This window comes from Kordia sp. E (assembly GCF_056033805.1).
This window is the reverse complement of sequence record NZ_JBRASR010000002.1, coordinates 1,259,825-1,277,264: the sequence shown is the minus strand read 5'-3', so window position 1 is coordinate 1,277,264 and position 17,440 is coordinate 1,259,825. Positions and strand designations below refer to the sequence as shown.

The 17,440-nt window shown below is 32.7% G+C and carries 17 protein-coding genes; 8 read left to right on the top strand and 9 right to left on the bottom strand.

Going from position 1 to position 17,440, the window contains the following annotated elements:
- Nucleotides 1-44: 44 nt before the first annotated feature.
- From ACUUYC_RS08730 to ACUUYC_RS08720, 3 genes are all read left to right on the top strand, one after another.
- Nucleotides 45-1,250 carry a porin gene (locus ACUUYC_RS08730; protein WP_474265310.1) on the top strand — a complete coding sequence of 402 codons (1,206 nt, stop codon included), beginning with the start codon at nt 45-47 and terminating at the stop codon, nt 1,248-1,250.
- Between the two features lie 75 nt (nt 1,251-1,325).
- Complete coding sequence (locus ACUUYC_RS08725) at nt 1,326-4,007, top strand: inorganic phosphate transporter (protein ID WP_474265308.1); 2,682 nt, start codon at nt 1,326-1,328, stop codon at nt 4,005-4,007.
- Between the two features lie 142 nt (nt 4,008-4,149).
- Nucleotides 4,150-4,863 carry a DUF6503 family protein gene (locus ACUUYC_RS08720; protein WP_474265306.1) on the top strand — a complete coding sequence of 238 codons (714 nt, stop codon included), beginning with the start codon at nt 4,150-4,152 and terminating at the stop codon, nt 4,861-4,863.
- A 314-nt stretch (nt 4,864-5,177) separates the two neighbouring features.
- On the opposite strand, the gene ACUUYC_RS08715 is transcribed toward ACUUYC_RS08720, so the two are convergent.
- From ACUUYC_RS08715 to ACUUYC_RS08705, 3 genes are all read right to left on the bottom strand, one after another.
- Nucleotides 5,178-7,619: a ribonucleoside-diphosphate reductase subunit alpha gene (locus ACUUYC_RS08715; protein ID WP_474265304.1), complete on the bottom strand. Its 2,442-nt coding sequence runs from the start codon at nt 7,617-7,619 to the stop codon at nt 5,178-5,180.
- A 151-nt stretch (nt 7,620-7,770) separates the two neighbouring features.
- Complete coding sequence (locus tag ACUUYC_RS08710) at nt 7,771-8,751, bottom strand: ribonucleotide-diphosphate reductase subunit beta (protein WP_474265302.1); 981 nt, start codon at nt 8,749-8,751, stop codon at nt 7,771-7,773.
- Between the two features lie 272 nt (nt 8,752-9,023).
- Entirely contained in the window at nt 9,024-9,593 is a 570-nt protein-coding gene (locus ACUUYC_RS08705) for a DUF3109 family protein (protein WP_474265301.1), read from the bottom strand.
- 269 nt (nt 9,594-9,862) lie between these two features.
- Here ACUUYC_RS08705 and ACUUYC_RS08700 point away from each other — a divergent pair, with 269 nt between their 5' ends.
- From ACUUYC_RS08700 to ACUUYC_RS08690, 3 genes are all read left to right on the top strand, one after another.
- Nucleotides 9,863-10,447, top strand: coding sequence for a MarC family protein (locus ACUUYC_RS08700; protein ID WP_474265299.1), 585 nt, complete (start codon nt 9,863-9,865; stop codon nt 10,445-10,447).
- Nucleotides 10,448-10,525: 78 nt separating this feature from the next.
- Complete coding sequence (locus ACUUYC_RS08695; protein WP_474265297.1) at nt 10,526-10,729, top strand: hypothetical protein; 204 nt, start codon at nt 10,526-10,528, stop codon at nt 10,727-10,729.
- Between the two features lie 305 nt (nt 10,730-11,034).
- Complete coding sequence (locus ACUUYC_RS08690; RefSeq protein ID WP_474265295.1) at nt 11,035-11,646, top strand: FAD-dependent oxidoreductase; 612 nt, start codon at nt 11,035-11,037, stop codon at nt 11,644-11,646.
- On the opposite strand, the gene ACUUYC_RS08685 is transcribed toward ACUUYC_RS08690, so the two are convergent.
- The 6 genes from ACUUYC_RS08685 to ACUUYC_RS08660 all read right to left on the bottom strand — a co-directional run bounded on the left by ACUUYC_RS08685 (nt 11,643) and on the right by ACUUYC_RS08660 (nt 16,344).
- The gene (locus ACUUYC_RS08685) at nt 11,643-12,266 is read right to left on the bottom strand and encodes a hypothetical protein (RefSeq protein ID WP_474265293.1); all 624 of its coding nucleotides are present in this window, start codon (nt 12,264-12,266) and stop codon (nt 11,643-11,645) included. The two genes, ACUUYC_RS08690 and ACUUYC_RS08685, sit on opposite strands and share 4 nt — an antisense overlap.
- Nucleotides 12,266-13,864: a S41 family peptidase gene (locus ACUUYC_RS08680; RefSeq protein ID WP_474265292.1), complete on the bottom strand. Its 1,599-nt coding sequence runs from the start codon at nt 13,862-13,864 to the stop codon at nt 12,266-12,268. Before ACUUYC_RS08680 ends, ACUUYC_RS08685 begins: the two co-directional genes overlap by 1 nt.
- A gap of 12 nt (nt 13,865-13,876) precedes the next feature.
- Nucleotides 13,877-14,311: a deoxycytidylate deaminase gene (locus ACUUYC_RS08675; RefSeq protein ID WP_474265290.1), complete on the bottom strand. Its 435-nt coding sequence runs from the start codon at nt 14,309-14,311 to the stop codon at nt 13,877-13,879.
- 138 nt (nt 14,312-14,449) lie between these two features.
- Nucleotides 14,450-15,031 (bottom strand): HupE/UreJ family protein, encoded by a 582-nt coding sequence (locus tag ACUUYC_RS08670; protein WP_474266369.1) that lies wholly within the window; start codon nt 15,029-15,031, stop codon nt 14,450-14,452.
- A gap of 60 nt (nt 15,032-15,091) precedes the next feature.
- A complete protein-coding gene (locus ACUUYC_RS08665; RefSeq protein ID WP_474265289.1) occupies nt 15,092-15,898 on the bottom strand; it encodes a TerB family tellurite resistance protein in 807 nt (268 codons plus the stop codon).
- A gap of 215 nt (nt 15,899-16,113) precedes the next feature.
- A complete protein-coding gene (locus ACUUYC_RS08660) occupies nt 16,114-16,344 on the bottom strand; it encodes a helix-turn-helix domain-containing protein (protein ID WP_474265288.1) in 231 nt (76 codons plus the stop codon).
- A 131-nt stretch (nt 16,345-16,475) separates the two neighbouring features.
- On the opposite strand from ACUUYC_RS08660, the gene ACUUYC_RS08655 reads away from it, so the two are divergent.
- Together ACUUYC_RS08655 and ACUUYC_RS08650 are read left to right on the top strand one after the other, a co-directional pair.
- The gene (locus ACUUYC_RS08655; protein WP_474265287.1) at nt 16,476-16,814 is read left to right on the top strand and encodes a hypothetical protein; all 339 of its coding nucleotides are present in this window, start codon (nt 16,476-16,478) and stop codon (nt 16,812-16,814) included.
- 188 nt (nt 16,815-17,002) lie between these two features.
- Entirely contained in the window at nt 17,003-17,413 is a 411-nt protein-coding gene (locus ACUUYC_RS08650) for a BrxA/BrxB family bacilliredoxin (RefSeq protein WP_474265286.1), read from the top strand.
- The last annotated feature ends 27 nt before the right edge of the window (nt 17,414-17,440 follow it).

Here is a 17,440-nt window from a genome sequence, read left to right as displayed (position 1 = left end):
TAGCTGTTTTTATTCTAAAATGGTGACTTTTTAAAAACTCTTGAATGATCAAAACAAAAATCCTCTTAATTCTTATTTTTTCTACTATTGCACTCAAATCTACAGCACAAGAAATCAGTATTCCAAAATTTGGAAATGGTATTTTAAATATCCAAAAAAAAGACAGCACTTTTAGCATGAATTTTAGTGCTAGAATGCAATTTTTGGCTATTTCTCAATGGGAAGATCAAAATGGAAGTCTTGTGAATTCTGAATCCAACTTTTTAGTTCGTAGAGCACGTTTAAAATTTAAAGGATTTGCCTTTTCTCCTAAACTTCAATATAAAATTGAGTTAGGATTATCTAACAGAGATATCTCTGGCGCATCAGAATTTACCAATAATACACCGAGGTATATTTTTGATGCTGTAGTAAAATGGAATTTTCATGAGAATTTTTGGCTTTGGGTTGGGCAGGCTAAATTGCCAGGGAATAGAGAACGCGTTATTTCTTCAGGAGATTTATCATTAGTTGATCGTTCTCTTTTAAATGTCAATTTCAATATTGATAGAGATGTTGGACTACAATTGCGACATCATTTTAAGCTTTCAAATAATTTTATTGTTCGTGAAATGTTTGCAATTTCTCAAGGAGAAGGAAGAAATGTAACTACTGGAAACCTTGGTGGTCATCAATATACAGGTAGAATCGAATTATTACCCTTTGGAGCATTTCAACAAAATGGAGATTATTCGAGCGTTGATTTTTTAAGAGAGCAAAATGTAAAAGTAGCTATTGGTGCTACGTATGACTTTAATAATGACGCGGTAAAAAGCAGAAGCAATTTAGGAGTGTACATGAAAACAGATACTGGTTTTCACCAAACTAATATTAACACTTTTTTTATTGACGCCATATTAAAATATAAAGGGTTTACATTTTTGGGAGAGTATGCTAGTAGAGATGCTAATGATCCTATTGCCAAAAATTCTGATGGCAGTTTAACAGGTGATGTTGTAGAAATAGGGAATGCGCTTAATCTGCAAGCTGGTTATTTATTCACTAATAATTATGAAGTGACCGGACGCTACACTGGTATCGATTTTAATAAAAATATTACTGGAAAAGGACTTGAAAAGCAATTTACACTTGGAGTTTCTAAATATATAGTTGGACATAAGTTAAAAATACAGTCAGATATTAGCTATTTATCTGTAAATGAAGGAAATGATAAATTACTATATAGATTGCAATTTGATGTTCATTTCTAGAAAGATATAACCTTAAGATAACATTTGCTTTAATAACACTATTGATATTTGCATATTATTTTTTAAACCCACTTTATGGAAAATATTTATTTATATATGATTATTGCTCTTGCTATTTTGGCTATCGCCGATTTAGTTGTAGGAGTAAGTAATGATGCGGTAAATTTTTTAAATTCTGCTATTGGTTCTAAAGCCATTTCTTTTAGGACGCTTATGATTGTAGCAAGTATTGGTGTTGCAGTTGGAGCTATTTTTTCAAGTGGATTGATGGAGGTCGCTCGGAAAGGTATTTTCAACCCCGGCGAATTTATGTTTCAAGAAATCATGATTATTTTTATGGCAGTAATGATTACAGATATCCTGCTGCTCGATTTCTTTAATTCTATTGGATTACCTACATCAACAACAGTTTCTATTGTATTTGAATTATTAGGTGCTTCAGTAGCGATGGCATTAATAAAAATTGGTGCTACAGACGGTGAAAGCTTCACAAACTTAACAAAGTATATAAATACAGAAACCGCAACATGGATCATATTTGGAATTATTCTCTCGGTCTTTGTCGCCTTTTCCATAGGTGCCGTTGTACAATGGGTTTCTAGACTTATATTATCTTATAATTTTGAGAAAAAAGCAAAATGGGTTGGTGCACTTTTTGGTGGTATTGCCTTAACAGCTATTACCTATTTCATTTTTATGAAAGGTATTAAAGGAACAGCCTATGCAAAGGCAATTGTTGATACTATAAATAATGTGCCAGCTAACAATCTTCTTGAATGGGGAAATGAATACCTTGGAACTTCCTATGAAAAATTAGATGTTTTTCTAGATAAAACAAAAGATCTTTTAAAGATAAAAGGAGATACCGCTTCTTTAACCTTAAGAGGTTTTCTTGAAATATATGTACTTCCTATTGTCGGTATCAGTTTAGTATTTTGGTCATTATTAGCATATGCATTAATGCATTTCTTTAAAATGAACATTTACAAACTTATCATAATCGTAGGTACATTTGCACTGGCATTGGCTTTTGCTGGAAACGACTTAGTAAATTTCATTGGACCATCGACTGGAGCATATCAAGCATATACAGATTTTATGGATCCATTGGTTAACACACAAGGTTTATCTGCAACCGAGTTTCCTATGGATAGTATTGGTAAAAAAGTAACCACTCCTACATTCCTTCTAGTAATTGCTGGATTAATCATGGTGGTTACCTTATGGTTCTCTACTAAAGCAAAAGCTGTAGTAAAAACATCGATAGATTTATCTAGTCAAGGAGCAACGAAAGAACGTTTTCAACCAAATTTCTTATCTCGTGGATTTGTAAGAGTAGCCGTTGCAATGTCTCAAATGGCTTCATATATTTTACCTGAATCTTGGCAAACAAAAATTGAAAAGCAATTTGAAACTCCTGTAGTTACTTTATCAAGAGATAAAACAGAAGAATTACCAGCTTTCGATATGGTAAGAGCTGCTGTAAACCTAATGGTTGCTGCTGTACTAATTTCTTTAGCTACTTCTTTAAAACTTCCTCTATCTACTACGTATGTAACGTTTATGGTTGCCATGGGTACATCGTTGGCCGATAGAGCTTGGGGCGCAGAAAGCGCAGTATATAGAGTTGCCGGTGTATTAAATGTAATTGGTGGTTGGTTCTTTACCGCATTAAGTGCATTTACCGCAGCTGGATTAGTAGCATTCTTACTAAACTTAAATTTAGAAATAATGTTTCCTATATTACTAGTTATCGCTATTGGGTTACTAGTAAGAAGCACTATTGTTTATAATAAAAAATCGAAAGAAGCGAAAGCCGAAGATCACTTACAGAAAGCAGAAAGTAGTTCTGTACAGGGTGTTATACATGAAAGTGCAGATAATATTGCAAATGTTGTAAAACGTGGTAATAGAATCTACACGAATGCAATTAATGGATTAGCTAAACAAGATTTAGCAATGCTCAAGAAGAATAAAAAGAATATTGTAAAGCTTTCAGATGAAATAGATGAATTGCGTGATAATATATTTTATTTCATTAAAAATCTTGACGAATCAAGTTTAGGTGCAAGTGATTTCTATATTAATATATTAGGATACTTACAAGACATGACACAATCATTAGAGTATATTTCTAAAGTAAGTCATAAGCATGTAAATAATAATCACAAGAAGTTAAAGTTCAATCAAATTAAAGAATTAAAACAAGTTGATGAGGCGTTAGAAAATTTATTTAACGACACTAAAACCGCTTTCGATTCTAGATCGTTTGAAAAAATTGGTGATATTTTAAATAATAAAAAACAAGTCTTCGATTTAGTTTCTCAGAAAATTCAAGTACAAGTTGCTCGTACGAGAACTGAGGAATCAAGTCCAAAGAACACAACGTTATACTTTAGTTTATTATTAGAAACAAAAGATTTATTAAATGCAACTATGAATCTTTTAGAAGAGTATCACAATGCCCATGATGCATCTGTAAAACCTGCAACAATTACTATTGAAGAAGGTAATACAACACAAGAAGCATCAGAAGCAAAAACGAAAGAGGTTAAAGCTCCAAAAGCTGAAAAAACTACCTCAGCTACACCTGACGCAAAAACAAAAGAGGCAAAAGCACCAAAAGCTGAAAAACCTGCCTCAGCTACACCTGACGCAAAAACAAAAGAAGCTAAAGCCCCGAAAGTTGAAAAACCTGCTTCAGATACATCTGAAACAAAACCTGATACGGACGAAACTTCAAGTGAGAAAAAATAGTGCTAAACACTATATATGTATTAAAAAACACAACCATACTGGTTGTGTTTTTTGTTTTTAGAAAGTTTCATTCTTGAATTTCATATTTTGAAATGATTAAAAACTGCTATCTTAGACCTCACAAATTTTAGCACATTATACCATGAACAAATCATTTTTCTTTTGCCTTCTATGCTGTTTTATATATGTAACGACTGCAACAAGTCAAGAACTTACAGGACAACAATTACTTGAAAAAGCAATTAAATACCACGATCCTAACGGAAATTGGGCAACTTTTAATGGTACATTGAATGTAACAATGGAAACGCCTAAAAACCCTGATCGCGTAAGCATCATCAAAATAAACTTACCTAAAGAGTATTTTTATGTAAAAGCTACACGTGCTGATAAAACAACAGAGTATACTGTAGAAAAAGACAACTGTTCTATTACGTATAATGGCAAAACAGATATTTCTGATGAAATCATAAAGGAGAATAAATTAAGCTGCGAGCGTGCTGATTTATATAAGAATTATTACACGTACTTGTATGGTTTGCCAATGAAATTGAAAGATGAAGGAACGATAATTGATTCAAAAGTCGTGAAGAAAACATTTAAAGGGAAAGAATATTTGGTACTAAAAGCAACGTATACAGAAAAGGTTGGAAAAGATACTTGGTATTTTTACTTTGACCCAAAAACATATGCTATGGAAGTATATCAGTTTTTCAAAGATGAATCTAAAAATGATGGAGAATATATTTTACTAACAGAAGAAGCCGTGATTAACGATATTAAAATACCTAGAAAACGTGCTTGGTATTACAATAAAGACAACGGATATTTAGGAACAGATATTCTTGATAAATAGATCGCTCACGCTGTTAGATATTAGATCGCTTCACTGTTAGACCGCTGACGCTTTTAGATTACTGGTCTCTTTGTTACGTCATGCTGAACTTGATTCAGCATCGCATCTAAATGAGCTAAGTTATGAGATTCCGAATCAAGTTCGGAATGACGTAAACAAGTAAACTTATTAATTTAAAAGTAGAAATATAAAATCTTGCACAAAACAGTCTTGATTCTATATTCTTGACTCTTTTTTATCTTCCAAAAAACACATAAAAAAAGGGAACGTTGTTTAACGCTCCCTTTTCCTTTTGTCGGTTTTTTATTTATAATTTAAGAACCACACATTAAGCAATCGTCATCTTCCTCACCTTCTTTAGCTCTTGCTATCATTTCTTTTAATTCTTGTGGCGTTAAAGGTTCAACCGCTACAGGTTTTTGCTTTGCTCCTACAGTTTCTGCTCCTACTGCCGTTGCAGCTTCAACAGCTACTGGTTCTTGCTTTGCTGCTTTACTTACTGTAAATTTAATTGCATCTACTGCCGATTTTGTTCGTAAGTAATACATTCCAGTTTTCAATCCAGATTTCCAAGCGTAGAAGTGCATAGACGTTAATTTTGCCATTGTTGCACCTTCCATAAACAAGTTTAATGATTGTGATTGATCAATGAAATATCCTCTGTGACGAGACATGTCAATGATATCTTTCATACTCAATTCCCAAACTGTTTTATACAATTCTTTAATGTCTTGTGGAATTTCTTCAATGTGTTGGATAGATCCATTAGCACGCATCAATTCTTGCTTTAAATCTTCCGTCCATAAGTTTAAGTTTACTAAATCTTCTAGTAAATGCTTGTTTACGACAATAAACTCTCCTGAAAGAACTCTACGTGTATAAATGTTTGATGTATATGGTTCAAAACATTCGTTGTTTCCAAGAATTTGTGATGTAGAAGCTGTTGGCATTGGCGCTACTAATAATGAGTTACGCACTCCATTTTTAGCAACTTCCTTACGCAATTCTGCCCAGTCCCAACGACCACTTAATTCTTCATCTTTAATTCCCCATAAGTTATATTGGAATTCACCTTGTGATATTGGCGAACCTTCATACGTTTGGTATGGACCTTCAACTTTAGCCAATTCCATAGAAGCCGTTACTGCTGCGAAATACAATGTTTCAAAGATCTCTTGATTCAATTTCTTTGCTTCATCAGATGTAAATGGCATTCTTAACTTAATGAATGTATCTGCCAAACCTTGTACACCTAATCCAATTGGACGGTGACGGAAGTTAGAGTTTTCTGCTTCTTTTACAGGATAATAATTTCTATCAATTACAGTATTTAAATTCTTTGTTACACGTTTTGTAACTCTGAATAATTCATCATGATCAAACTCTTTTCCTTTTACAAACATTGGCAATGCAATCGAAGCCAAGTTACAAACTGCTACTTCATCAGGAGATGTATACTCCATAATTTCTGTACATAAGTTTGAAGAACGAATCGTACCTAAATTCTTTTGGTTCGATTTGCGGTTCGCTGCATCTTTATATAACATATATGGCGTTCCTGTCTCAATTTGAGATTCTAGGATTTTCTCCCACAATTCACGCGCCTTGATTGTTTTTCTTCCTTTTCCTGCTGCTTCGAACTTTAAGTATAATTCTTCAAATTCTTCACTATGAACATCGAATAAGTTTGGACATTCATTTGGACACATTAATGTCCAAGTAGCATCTTCTTGTACTCTTTTCATGAATAAATCTGGAATCCACATCGCATAGAATAAATCACGTGCTCGCATTTCTTCTTTACCATGATTTTTCTTTAAATCAAGAAAATCAAAAATATCTGCATGCCAAGGTTCTATATAAATTGCAAATGATCCTTTACGTTTTCCTCCACCTTGATCTACATAACGCGCTGTGTCATTATACACCTGTAACATTGGCACAATTCCGTTACTTGTTCCGTTTGTTCCTGCAATATATGAACCAGTTGCACGAACATTGTGAATAGACAACCCGATTCCGCCTGCTGATTGAGAAATTTTCGCCGTTTGTTTTAAAGTATCGTATATTCCATCAATACTATCATCTTTCATTGCCAATAGGAAACATGATGACATTTGTGGTTTTGGAGTTCCAGAGTTGAAAAGTGTTGGAGTTGCATGTGTAAAGAACTTTTTAGACATTAACTCGTATGTTTCAAGCGCTGCATCTAAATCGTTTAAGTGAATTCCAACAGAAACACGCATCAACATATGTTGTGGACGTTCTGCTATTTTTCCATTCAATTTTAATAAGTATGAACGCTCTAATGTTTTAAACCCGAAGTAATCGTATCCAAAATCACGGTTATAGATAATTGTAGAATCTAAACGATCTGCATTCTCCATAATTACATTATACACTTCATCAGATAATAATGGTGCTTTTTTACCAGTTCTAGGATTTACATATTCATATAAATCGACCATTACTTCAGAAAACGATTTTTTGGTGTTTTTGTGTAAGTTAGATACAGAAATACGGGCAGCCAATCGAGCATAATCTGGGTGCGTTGTAGTCATTGTGGCCGCAATTTCTGCTGCCAAGTTATCTAATTCTGAAGTTGTAACTCCATCGTATAATCCTTCAATTACACGCATGGCAACTTTTACAGGATCTACCAAATCGTTTAAACCATAACATAACTTTCTCACTCGTGAAGTGATCTTGTCAAACATTATTAGCTCTTTTCTTCCATCTCTTTTTACTACAAACATATGCTCGTCTATTTTTTAGTTCTTCTGACTCTAGTTCAGAAAAGGGGTTAGTTATTTTACCAATTTTCCGGCGAAAAAATTGGCATCTTGGGTATTTTATTATGTTTTTTAAAATTTTGATTATAAGCAATCAAAATTTAGGAATTTTTAACTAGAAATCTGCGTCAAAGCTAAATTTGTCTGACTCTTCTTCTTTATTAAGGACACCTGCTTTTTGATATTCAGATACTCTTTTTTCGAAGAAATTTGTTTTACCTTGAAGGGAGATCATATCCATAAAATCGAATGGATTTGATACATTATACTCTTTTTCACAACCCAATTCTTGTAAAAGTCTGTCGGTAACAAACTCTAAGTATTGTGTCATTAATTTAGCGTTCATTCCAATAAGACTTGCTGGCAATGATTCTGTGATAAATTCACGCTCAATGTTCAATGCATCCACAATAATTCCACGGATACGTTCTTTAGGAACTTTATTTACTAAGTGATTATTGTGCAAATGCACTGCAAAATCACAATGAACACCTTCGTCACGAGAAATTAACTCGTTTGAAAATGTTAATCCTGGCATAATTCCTCTTTTCTTTAACCAATATATAGAACAGAAAGCTCCTGAAAAGAAAATACCTTCTACTGCAGCAAACGCAATTAAACGTTCTGCAAAACTTGGTGATTCAATCCATTGTAAAGCCCAATCTGCTTTCTTTTTGATTGCTGGGAAGTTATCAATTGCTTTAAACAACATATCTTTTTCCTTTTCATCTTTGACATAGGTATCAATAAGTAATGAATAGGTTTCAGAATGTATGTTTTCCATCATGATTTGGAATCCGTAGAAAAATTTAGCTTCCGAATATTGTACTTCATTTACGAAGTTTTCCGCTAAGTTTTCATTTACAATTCCATCAGATGCAGCAAAAAATGCTAGAATATGTTTTATAAAATAACGCTCGTCATCATTCAATTTAGTTTTCCAATCTGTTAAATCTTGGTGAAGGTCTATTTCTTCCGCCGTCCAAAAACTAGCTTCAGATTTTTTGTACCATTCCCAAATATCTGCATGTTTTATTGGAAAAATCACAAATCTGTCTTTGTTTTCTTGTAAGATGGGTTCTATTGCTGATGACATAAAATTATCGAGTTTTTAATGTAAAATTGGGTAAAAGACTATTGTTTGATTTGGGAATAACAAAGATGGAAAAATGTATGCTAAAATGAAAGTGTAACTTATTCACAAAGTTTGCGAGTTTTTAACAACACTACAGATATTTCTTACTTTTTAACATATTTCAAAAATGGCATTTTTTATTGATAATCAGGTGTTTACAAGAATTGATTCTTTGTTAGCAGCTATAAAACAAGAGATTTGAAAAAAAAATGAGAAAAAGAAATTTTAACAATTTAGCGACCTAACTTTTGTGCAGTCTTCTCTAATTCGGAATACCAATCTTCTCCAAATTTTCGAACAAGTGCATCTTTTACAAATTTGAAGACTGGTACTTGTAATTCTTTTCCTAAAGTACATGCATCGTCGCATATTTGCCATTTGTGATAGTTTACGGCTGCAAAATCACTATATGCTTCAATTCGGACAGGATATAAATGACAAGAGATTGGTTTTTTCCAATCTACCAAACCTTTATTGTATGCTTGTTCAATTCCGCACATCGCGGTTTGCTTGTCATCAAAAGTAACATATGCGCATTCGGCATCATTTACTAAAGGAGTTTCCAAATCGCCATTTGGTCTTACTATATAGGTTCCTTGTTTTTCAATGGCTTCAATTCCTTCTTTTCGTAAAAATGGCTTTACCGTATCGTAGATGTCATCAAGTATTTTGATTTCATCTTTTTCTAAAGGCGCTCCGGCATCTCCTTTTACACAACAAATTCCTTTACAAGCACTAAGATTACACACAAAATCCTTTTCGATGATATCTTCTGAAATAATGGTTTTTCCTATTTGAAACATGCTGCAAATATACTTTTTTCTCTGTTTATATTTTTAACAACTTGTCAGTATTATTGCGTAGTATATATAATTATAAATACGTATCATGAATCTTCAATTTCTCCGACTTTTTAGAATAGTAAAGTATTTAAACCATACTATTATATAAAAATTATTAGTTTTAAAAGCTAATCTAAAATTGACATTAATTTAAACTAAAAAACATATGTTTTGTGTTTAATAATTAGTCGAATAGCGTACATTTGCGGCGAATTTAAAAATGTATCGAAATGGAGTTAAATTTTAAACACATTTTAACAGCAAGTATGGTACTTTTTGCTGTTATTGATATTATAGGTAACATCCCTATTATCATAGATTTACGCCAGAAAACTGGTCGTATTCAATCTGGTAAAGCAACCATTATTGCAGGTGTTATTTTGACCGTGTTTTTGTTTATTGGACAAAGCATGTTAAACTTAATTGGAATTACTGTAAGTCAGTTTGCCATTGCAGGTTCGTTTGTACTATTTTTTCTAGCCTTAGAAATGATTTTAGGAATTACGTTGTTTAAAGAAGATGGAGAAAACGCTATGAGTGATGCTTCCGTATTTCCTATTGCCTTTCCATTGGTTGCTGGTCCTGGAAGTTTAACATCTATTTTATCACTACGTGCAGAGTTTAATGCGCTGAATATTGTAGTTGCTATTTTAGTCAATATGATTATTATGTATATTGTATTGAAAGCTTCCGCTAGAATAGAGCGTTGGTTAGGACAAAATGGTATTCTTATTTTAAGAAAAGTATTCGGGGTAATTTTATTAGCAATTGCTGTAAAAATATTTACAACTGGAGTTCAAAAAATATTTGCGTAATTTTGCAATGAGAAAAATGTTGTTGCGCATAGCAATTAACGACTATGCGCACAACATAACTTATTTAATTTATACGAAATGAAAATATTCACCTATATATTTATTGCTATCGCTACACTACTTTGTATTTATAATGCAACAAAACTTGATTTTGCTAATTTATTAGAAGGCGATAGTTTAGTAGCTTTGATTAGTATCGTTGCCTCTTTGTGTGCGATACTTATTTTATTGATTTTTATGATTTCTAAGAAGATTCAGGATAAAGTTAATGACAGAGATTAACAACAATTTTTCAGCAAATTAGGAGAATAGCACTTCTTATTAGAATAGAAAACTATATAAGAATCATTTTGCAACACTCATTTTTGTCTTGACACAAAAACGAGCCAAAAAAGTCAAGACGATCTATAGGAAATTGCTGCGCAACATTCACTCATACGCTTCATGCTTAAAGCTACGCTTTGCAATTCCACTTTTCGCTCACTATTTCTGAAGATCGCCATCTTAACAAACATTCAATAATTCAGAAAAAATAAAAACTGATGCTATTGCAATTTTCTTAAAATTTGATTTGTAATTTTGAAATTATGAATAACAAATTTGATACACTTATAATTGGTGGTGGCGTTTCAGGAATGCAATGTGCGCTTGTACTAGGTTCTGCAAAGGATAAACCATTTGCTGCAGGCAAGAAAGTTGGCATTGTACTACACCAGAAATCTTCTCATTTACAAAATGCACTGTTTAATAATGTACTCGGTTTGCCCGAAGGAAAAACTGGTGCTGCAATTTTAGAAGAAGGAAAATTACATCTTACAAAAGTATATCCGCACGTACAGCAAATTGCGAACGAAAAAGTATGTGAAATTAAAGGTGAAGCTGGAAATTTTCAAGTTATTACCAATAAAGACACATATAACAGCAAACTGGTTGTGATTGCATTAAACTATTCAAAACCATTTACAATTGATGGCTTAGAGGAATTTTTGGAACCACATCCAAGAGCAGCAGCTAAGAAAGATAGAGCGTATTTGAAAAACACGGATCATTTGGTAAAAGAAGGCTTGTATGCATGCGGAACTATTGCTGGTTGGCGTAGTCAGTTTGCTATTGCAGCTGGAAGCGGCGCGCAAGTTGCTACGGATATTTTAACACTTTGGAATGATGGAAATCATACCAAGGTTCATGATAAGATTTAGTGTTTTTTCCGTTTTAAATATTGTAAGATTCCATTCCCGACTAAGAAGAAACTAATTAAGATGCTTATAAATCGGTTTATTTTTACAAAATCTCCATCATACATTCCATATTGAAAACCATTTGTTGTGAAGGCTATCAGCAGGAAACTCAAAATACCTGCGCAAAAAATACTGCTATATAGTAATCTTTGATTTTTGATACAGAATGATAGGTAAAGTATTATAAGAAGTGTATTTGGCACTATAAACATTCCCAGTATTCCGCTAGTATTTCCCCAAGTATTGTTGCTTGTTGCCAATAATCCTACTCCTAAAACTAAGTAAATCACATTTAATATAAATACAATTTTTAATACCAACTTTGATATTAATTTCTTGAGATAATCAAGAAAAATAATGACTATACTAATAGGGATAAGTGAATTTGTTGGAGTATGCGATATTTGAAATGGGTAAAATTGAAATGAAATAATAGTACATAGTATTATTGAGATGATACTAATTGTTTTTGCTTGCTTAATTCCTAAACCATTAAAAAGAAAAATGGATGAAGTAGTAAAAAAAAGTAAACCGGCTTCTAGAGATCCATATGATATAATGTATTCTAGCGTTGAAGACATTAATTTGTGTGTAATTCAATAATTTTCTTCAACATTGCATCTCCTTTATTGAGTTGTTCTTGATATCCGTTTCCACCAAATAATTGCTCTATAAAGGTAGCTTTGATATGTCTTTTTATCTGTACTGCGTACTTTTCAATATACATTCGTTGCCCACGTTTACTACTTAAATAATCTGTATATTCTTTTAGTATCTTTTCAGTAACTTCAAAATCATTCATGAATTCTGAAATAGACATATTGCTATATATTTTTCTGTTTTTATCAATTTTTTCAAATACAAAATCATCAATCTCTCCAATAATTTTTGAACGCAATCCTCTTTCTAAAGATAATTCTTCAGGTGTTCTGTTTAAAGGCACAAATACATCCGGGATGATTCCGCCACCGCCATATACTATTTTACCTTTTGGCGTTTCAAACTTTAATGAATCTGCTACTTTGATACTATCCAACGATTGTAATTCTCCCGTTTTAAATCGTTTATAATATTCATCAAAATAGTCATCATTTCCTTTTTTATAGGAACGTTGAATTGATCGTCCTGTTGGTGTATAATAACGTGAAATCGTTAATCGAACTACAGATCCATCGCCAAGCGGCATTGGACGTTGTACGAGTCCTTTTCCAAACGAGCGTCTTCCCACAATAACACCTTTATCATTGTCTTGTAATGCACCAGCAATAATTTCACTCGCGGAAGCTGATTTTTCATTGATCAATACATATATTTCTGCATCTTCAAATTCGCCAGCATCAGTTGCATAATAGTTTTCAATTTCTCCTTTTTTATCTTTTGTGAATAGAATTAGTTTTCCATCTTTTAGAAACTCATCTGCTATTTGTTGTGTAACATCTAAAATTCCACCAGGATTATCTCGTAAATCTAAGGTAAGATTTTTTGCTCCTTTTTGCTGTAATTCTTTTAAAGCAACTTTAAATTCAGCGTATGTAGTTTCCGCAAAACGATTGATTTTTATGTAACCCAAATCATCTGTAAGCATGTAATTTGCAATCACACTTTTAATAGGAACTTTTGCTCTTTTCAGGCGAATGATAATTTCTTCATCTGTCTTTTTACGGTATATTTTTAGTTTTACCGCTGTATTTTCAGTTCCTTTTAGTTTTGAGATCACATCCGTATTTCGCAATCTTTTACCGTATAATGTGTCTTTGTCAGCCATCAAAATACGATCACCTGCTTGAATTCCTGCTGCAACACTTGGTCCGCCTTCTAACGTTCGCACTACCGTAAGTGTATCATTTACCATATCAAACCGAATTCCGACACCTACAAAATCACCTTGCATATTTTCGGCAACGCGTTTTTCTTCTTCCGAAGGAATGTATATAGAATGTGGATCTAAATTTTCCATGATGTTTTTCACTGTAGCATCTACAATACTATCCACATCAATATCATCTACATATTCGTAATCGATATAATCAATAAGTTTGTTGAGTTTGTCTTTACTTGTGTTTGAAGAAAACAGTTTTTCAGGTGAAGCACTAAAGTTTAGTTTTCCACCAATAACTACTCCTACAGCAACCGCTGCGGCAATAATAACAGGAAGTAAGTATTGTGTTGTTTTATTCAAAAGTTTATATTTTTAGGAAGCGTCTACGATAGGAATGTGTTCTACTTCAACGCCTGCTTTTTGTAAAAATTGTATCCCTGAATCATCTTTGTATGCAGCTACATAGACAACTCTTTTTATTCCTGATTGATGAATGAGTTTGCTACATTCTTTGCATGGTGACATGGTAATGTATAGCGTTGCACCAACACACGATTGTGTGGATGCTGCTACTTTTAAAATGGCGTTTGCTTCTGCATGCAACACATACCATTTGGTGTATCCTTCCTCATCTTCACAGAAGTTTTCAAATCCTGATGGTGTTCCGTTGTAACCATCAGAGATGATCATTCTATCTTTTACAATAATCGCGCCGACTTGTTTACGTTCGCAGTACGAGAGTTTTCCCCATTCGGTTGCCATGCGTAAATAGGCATGATCATATTTTGCTTGTTTTTGTTTTGGCATGACCAAATTTAAAGTTTTTACAGCTAAAAAAAGCAACTAATTACAGTTGCTTTTTGTCTTCTTACGAAGATATTAGGTTTATGGTTGAATCACAACAGCTTTGTTGTTAATTTTTTACCAAAATTCTATATGCTATGTTTACAAAAAATTCACATCAATGATATGAATAGCTATTCCTAATACAATTGCCGAAACCACCATGACCCAATCTCTTTTTGAGAATCGGAAAACCGTTTGAAATACAAATGAAAGGACTAAAACAACTAGTACAACTATGATTTGTGCTGCTTCTACACCTAATGCGAATTCTAACATTGGCACTAATTTTCCGCTTACGCCCGAAGTTATCACTTTAAAATAGTTTGAAAATGCCAATCCATGAATCAATCCAAAAAATAAAGCTGCCACTAACAACAATACTAACTTTGTTTTGTCGCTACTTTTTCCGGCTGTAAATATGTTAAATAAGGCTGTCGCCAGAATGGTGATATACACTAACAATTCGGCTAAATTAGCTTTGACTGAAATAACGCCATACGTTGATAAAAGTAATGAAATTGTATGTCCAATCGTAAAAACGGTTACGAGCCAAAAGACACGTTTCCATTCTTTAAACGTATAAGCAACTGTAAGGACTACTAGAAATAAAACATGATCGTATCCGTTTAAATCTAGCACATGATTGAGTCCTAATTTGAAATAGATTAAAAAATCATTCATCATAAGGTTAAGTTTTTAGGTTGGGGTTTATGTATCTAACTTACACTATATTTTTATATTTTAAAAACGTCGTTCTTTTTGCAATTGTTCGTAGGCTTTTTGAACTTGTTGAAACTTCTCTTTTGCACCTTTTACGTGTTCTTCACCTAAATGCTGTACTTTATCTGGATGATATTTTTTCACCATTTTACGGTATGCTTTTTTCACTTCATTATCCGAAACTGATTTGTCAATTTCTAAGATTTTATACGCACTGTCTGTTGCATTATAAAACATGGCTTTGATCGATTCAAAATCACGATTATTGATATAAAGATATCCTGCAATTTTTTCAATGAGCTCTACTTCTTCTTCACTTACATGACCATCTGCTTTTGTTACACCAAATAAAAAGTGTAATAATTGCAAACGTGATGAATGATCCATGTACAATTGAATCTGTTGACAGATTTGACGTGTAGAGATATCTTTCTTCCTTAATATACCATTGAATAATTGAAACGCTTGATTTGCACGTTCTTTTCCGTACATTTTCACAAAATAACTACGTACATAACTCAATTCAGATTCTGAAACTTCGCCATCGGCTTTCATCACAATAGCAGAAAGCACTAATAAACTTACTTCAAAATCTCCTGGCTTTGTTTGTTCACGTTTTTGAGAAGGTTTTCTTCGTCTGCGTTTTTCATATACAGGATCTTGACGTGTTTGACGACTTCCTCGTTTTTGTTTTGGCGGCTCTAGTAATAATCCTTTTGAAGTTGCTTTGTCTACTGCAGCTCCAAGAGCAAATCCAATAGCAGCACCAATAGGTCCTCCAAGTGTCCAACCTAATGCGCCTCCAATCCAGCTTGCAAATCCACTCATATGTTTCGTTTCTGTTTGTTTTTACCAAAGATACATTTTCCCAAGAAAAAAATATCAAAATATTAAGTGAAGACGAAATTATAGTATTTTCAATGTCAAAACTATGGTACACAGTATGCATTGACAGTTTCTTATCAATTTCAATCTTAAAGGTAGGTGTCTAGGTTCTTATTAAATTTTCCGTCAGGAAGGTTACAAATTAAAAGATTAAATAGCTATTCAACATCTTTAAAAAATTCTTCTAATGTGATGCTGTGAATATTAGTAATACGTATTAAACTTGAAACTTTAAAATCATAACCAGATTCCAAACGCCACATTTGTTTAGGCTGAATATTATTGTCAAATGCGAATTGTTCATGACTTTTATATCCAGCTGCTACTCTTAGGTCTTTTATTCGTTTACCAATTCTTTTTAGCATCTCCTCTTTTTCTAATGCGCTCATAAAGGTTAAAATTCTCAATTCAGAGCGCAATAATTTACGTCATATGTGACGTATTCAACTTATATTTTCTACTTTTACGTCATGTATGACGTAATTTTTTACTTAACACGTATTACTAGACTTAAAAAAGCATGAGTAAAAAGAAACAAAAGGCAATCATAGAAGAAAAAAAAGAAGAATTAAAAAAAAGTGTAGCAATAGAAAATGAAGTTAAAAGGCAAAAATATTTTAAAAAAGAGTCAATATTCATCAGCATTACAGTCGTTCTTTTTATTCTAGATCTATTTTCTATAACAATCTTAAGCATTTTCTTTTCAGACATACTTATTAGTACTAATGCTTCAAATTTTGGAATATTAAGTTCTAGTGTCTTTGGAATATTTGTGAAAATTTTGTTTTTGGGAATTATTAATGGTTTGTTCTTAATTTTTATAACCGTGTTATTGAAACGTTTTTTAAAAAAGAAATAGGTAGTTGAAAACAAGTTTAATCCATTAAACTAACAAATTGCTACTAAAAACCTCCTAATCACAATAGTAGTATATTTATCAACTGCCTATTTTAAATTTTCTTTAACAAAATCCGCATTGTAAGCGAACATTCAAAAAGATATAATCCGTATCTTTGCAGCATTATTAATAAATTAATTTAAAAGATTATGTATCCACCAGAATTGGTAAAACCGATGAGAGCAGATTTAACTGTTGTTGGTTTTGAAGAATTACATACGGTTGAAGCGGTTGATACTGCTATTGCGAAAGAAGGAACAACATTAGTAGTTGTAAATTCTGTTTGTGGTTGTGCAGCAGCCAATGCAAGACCTGGAGCAAGAATGTCTTTAGATAATGATAAAAAACCAGACAACTTAGTCACTGTTTTTGCAGGAGTTGACAGAGAAGCTACAGATAAAGCGAGAAGTTATATGATTCCTTTTCCTCCTTCTTCTCCAAGCATGGCATTGTTTAAAGATGGACAATTAGTACATATGTTAGAGCGTCATCATATTGAAGGTAGACCAGCTGAAATGATTGCTGAGAACCTAAAAGATGCTTACAACGAAAATTGCTAATATATTCTTACCGAAAAAAATAAGATG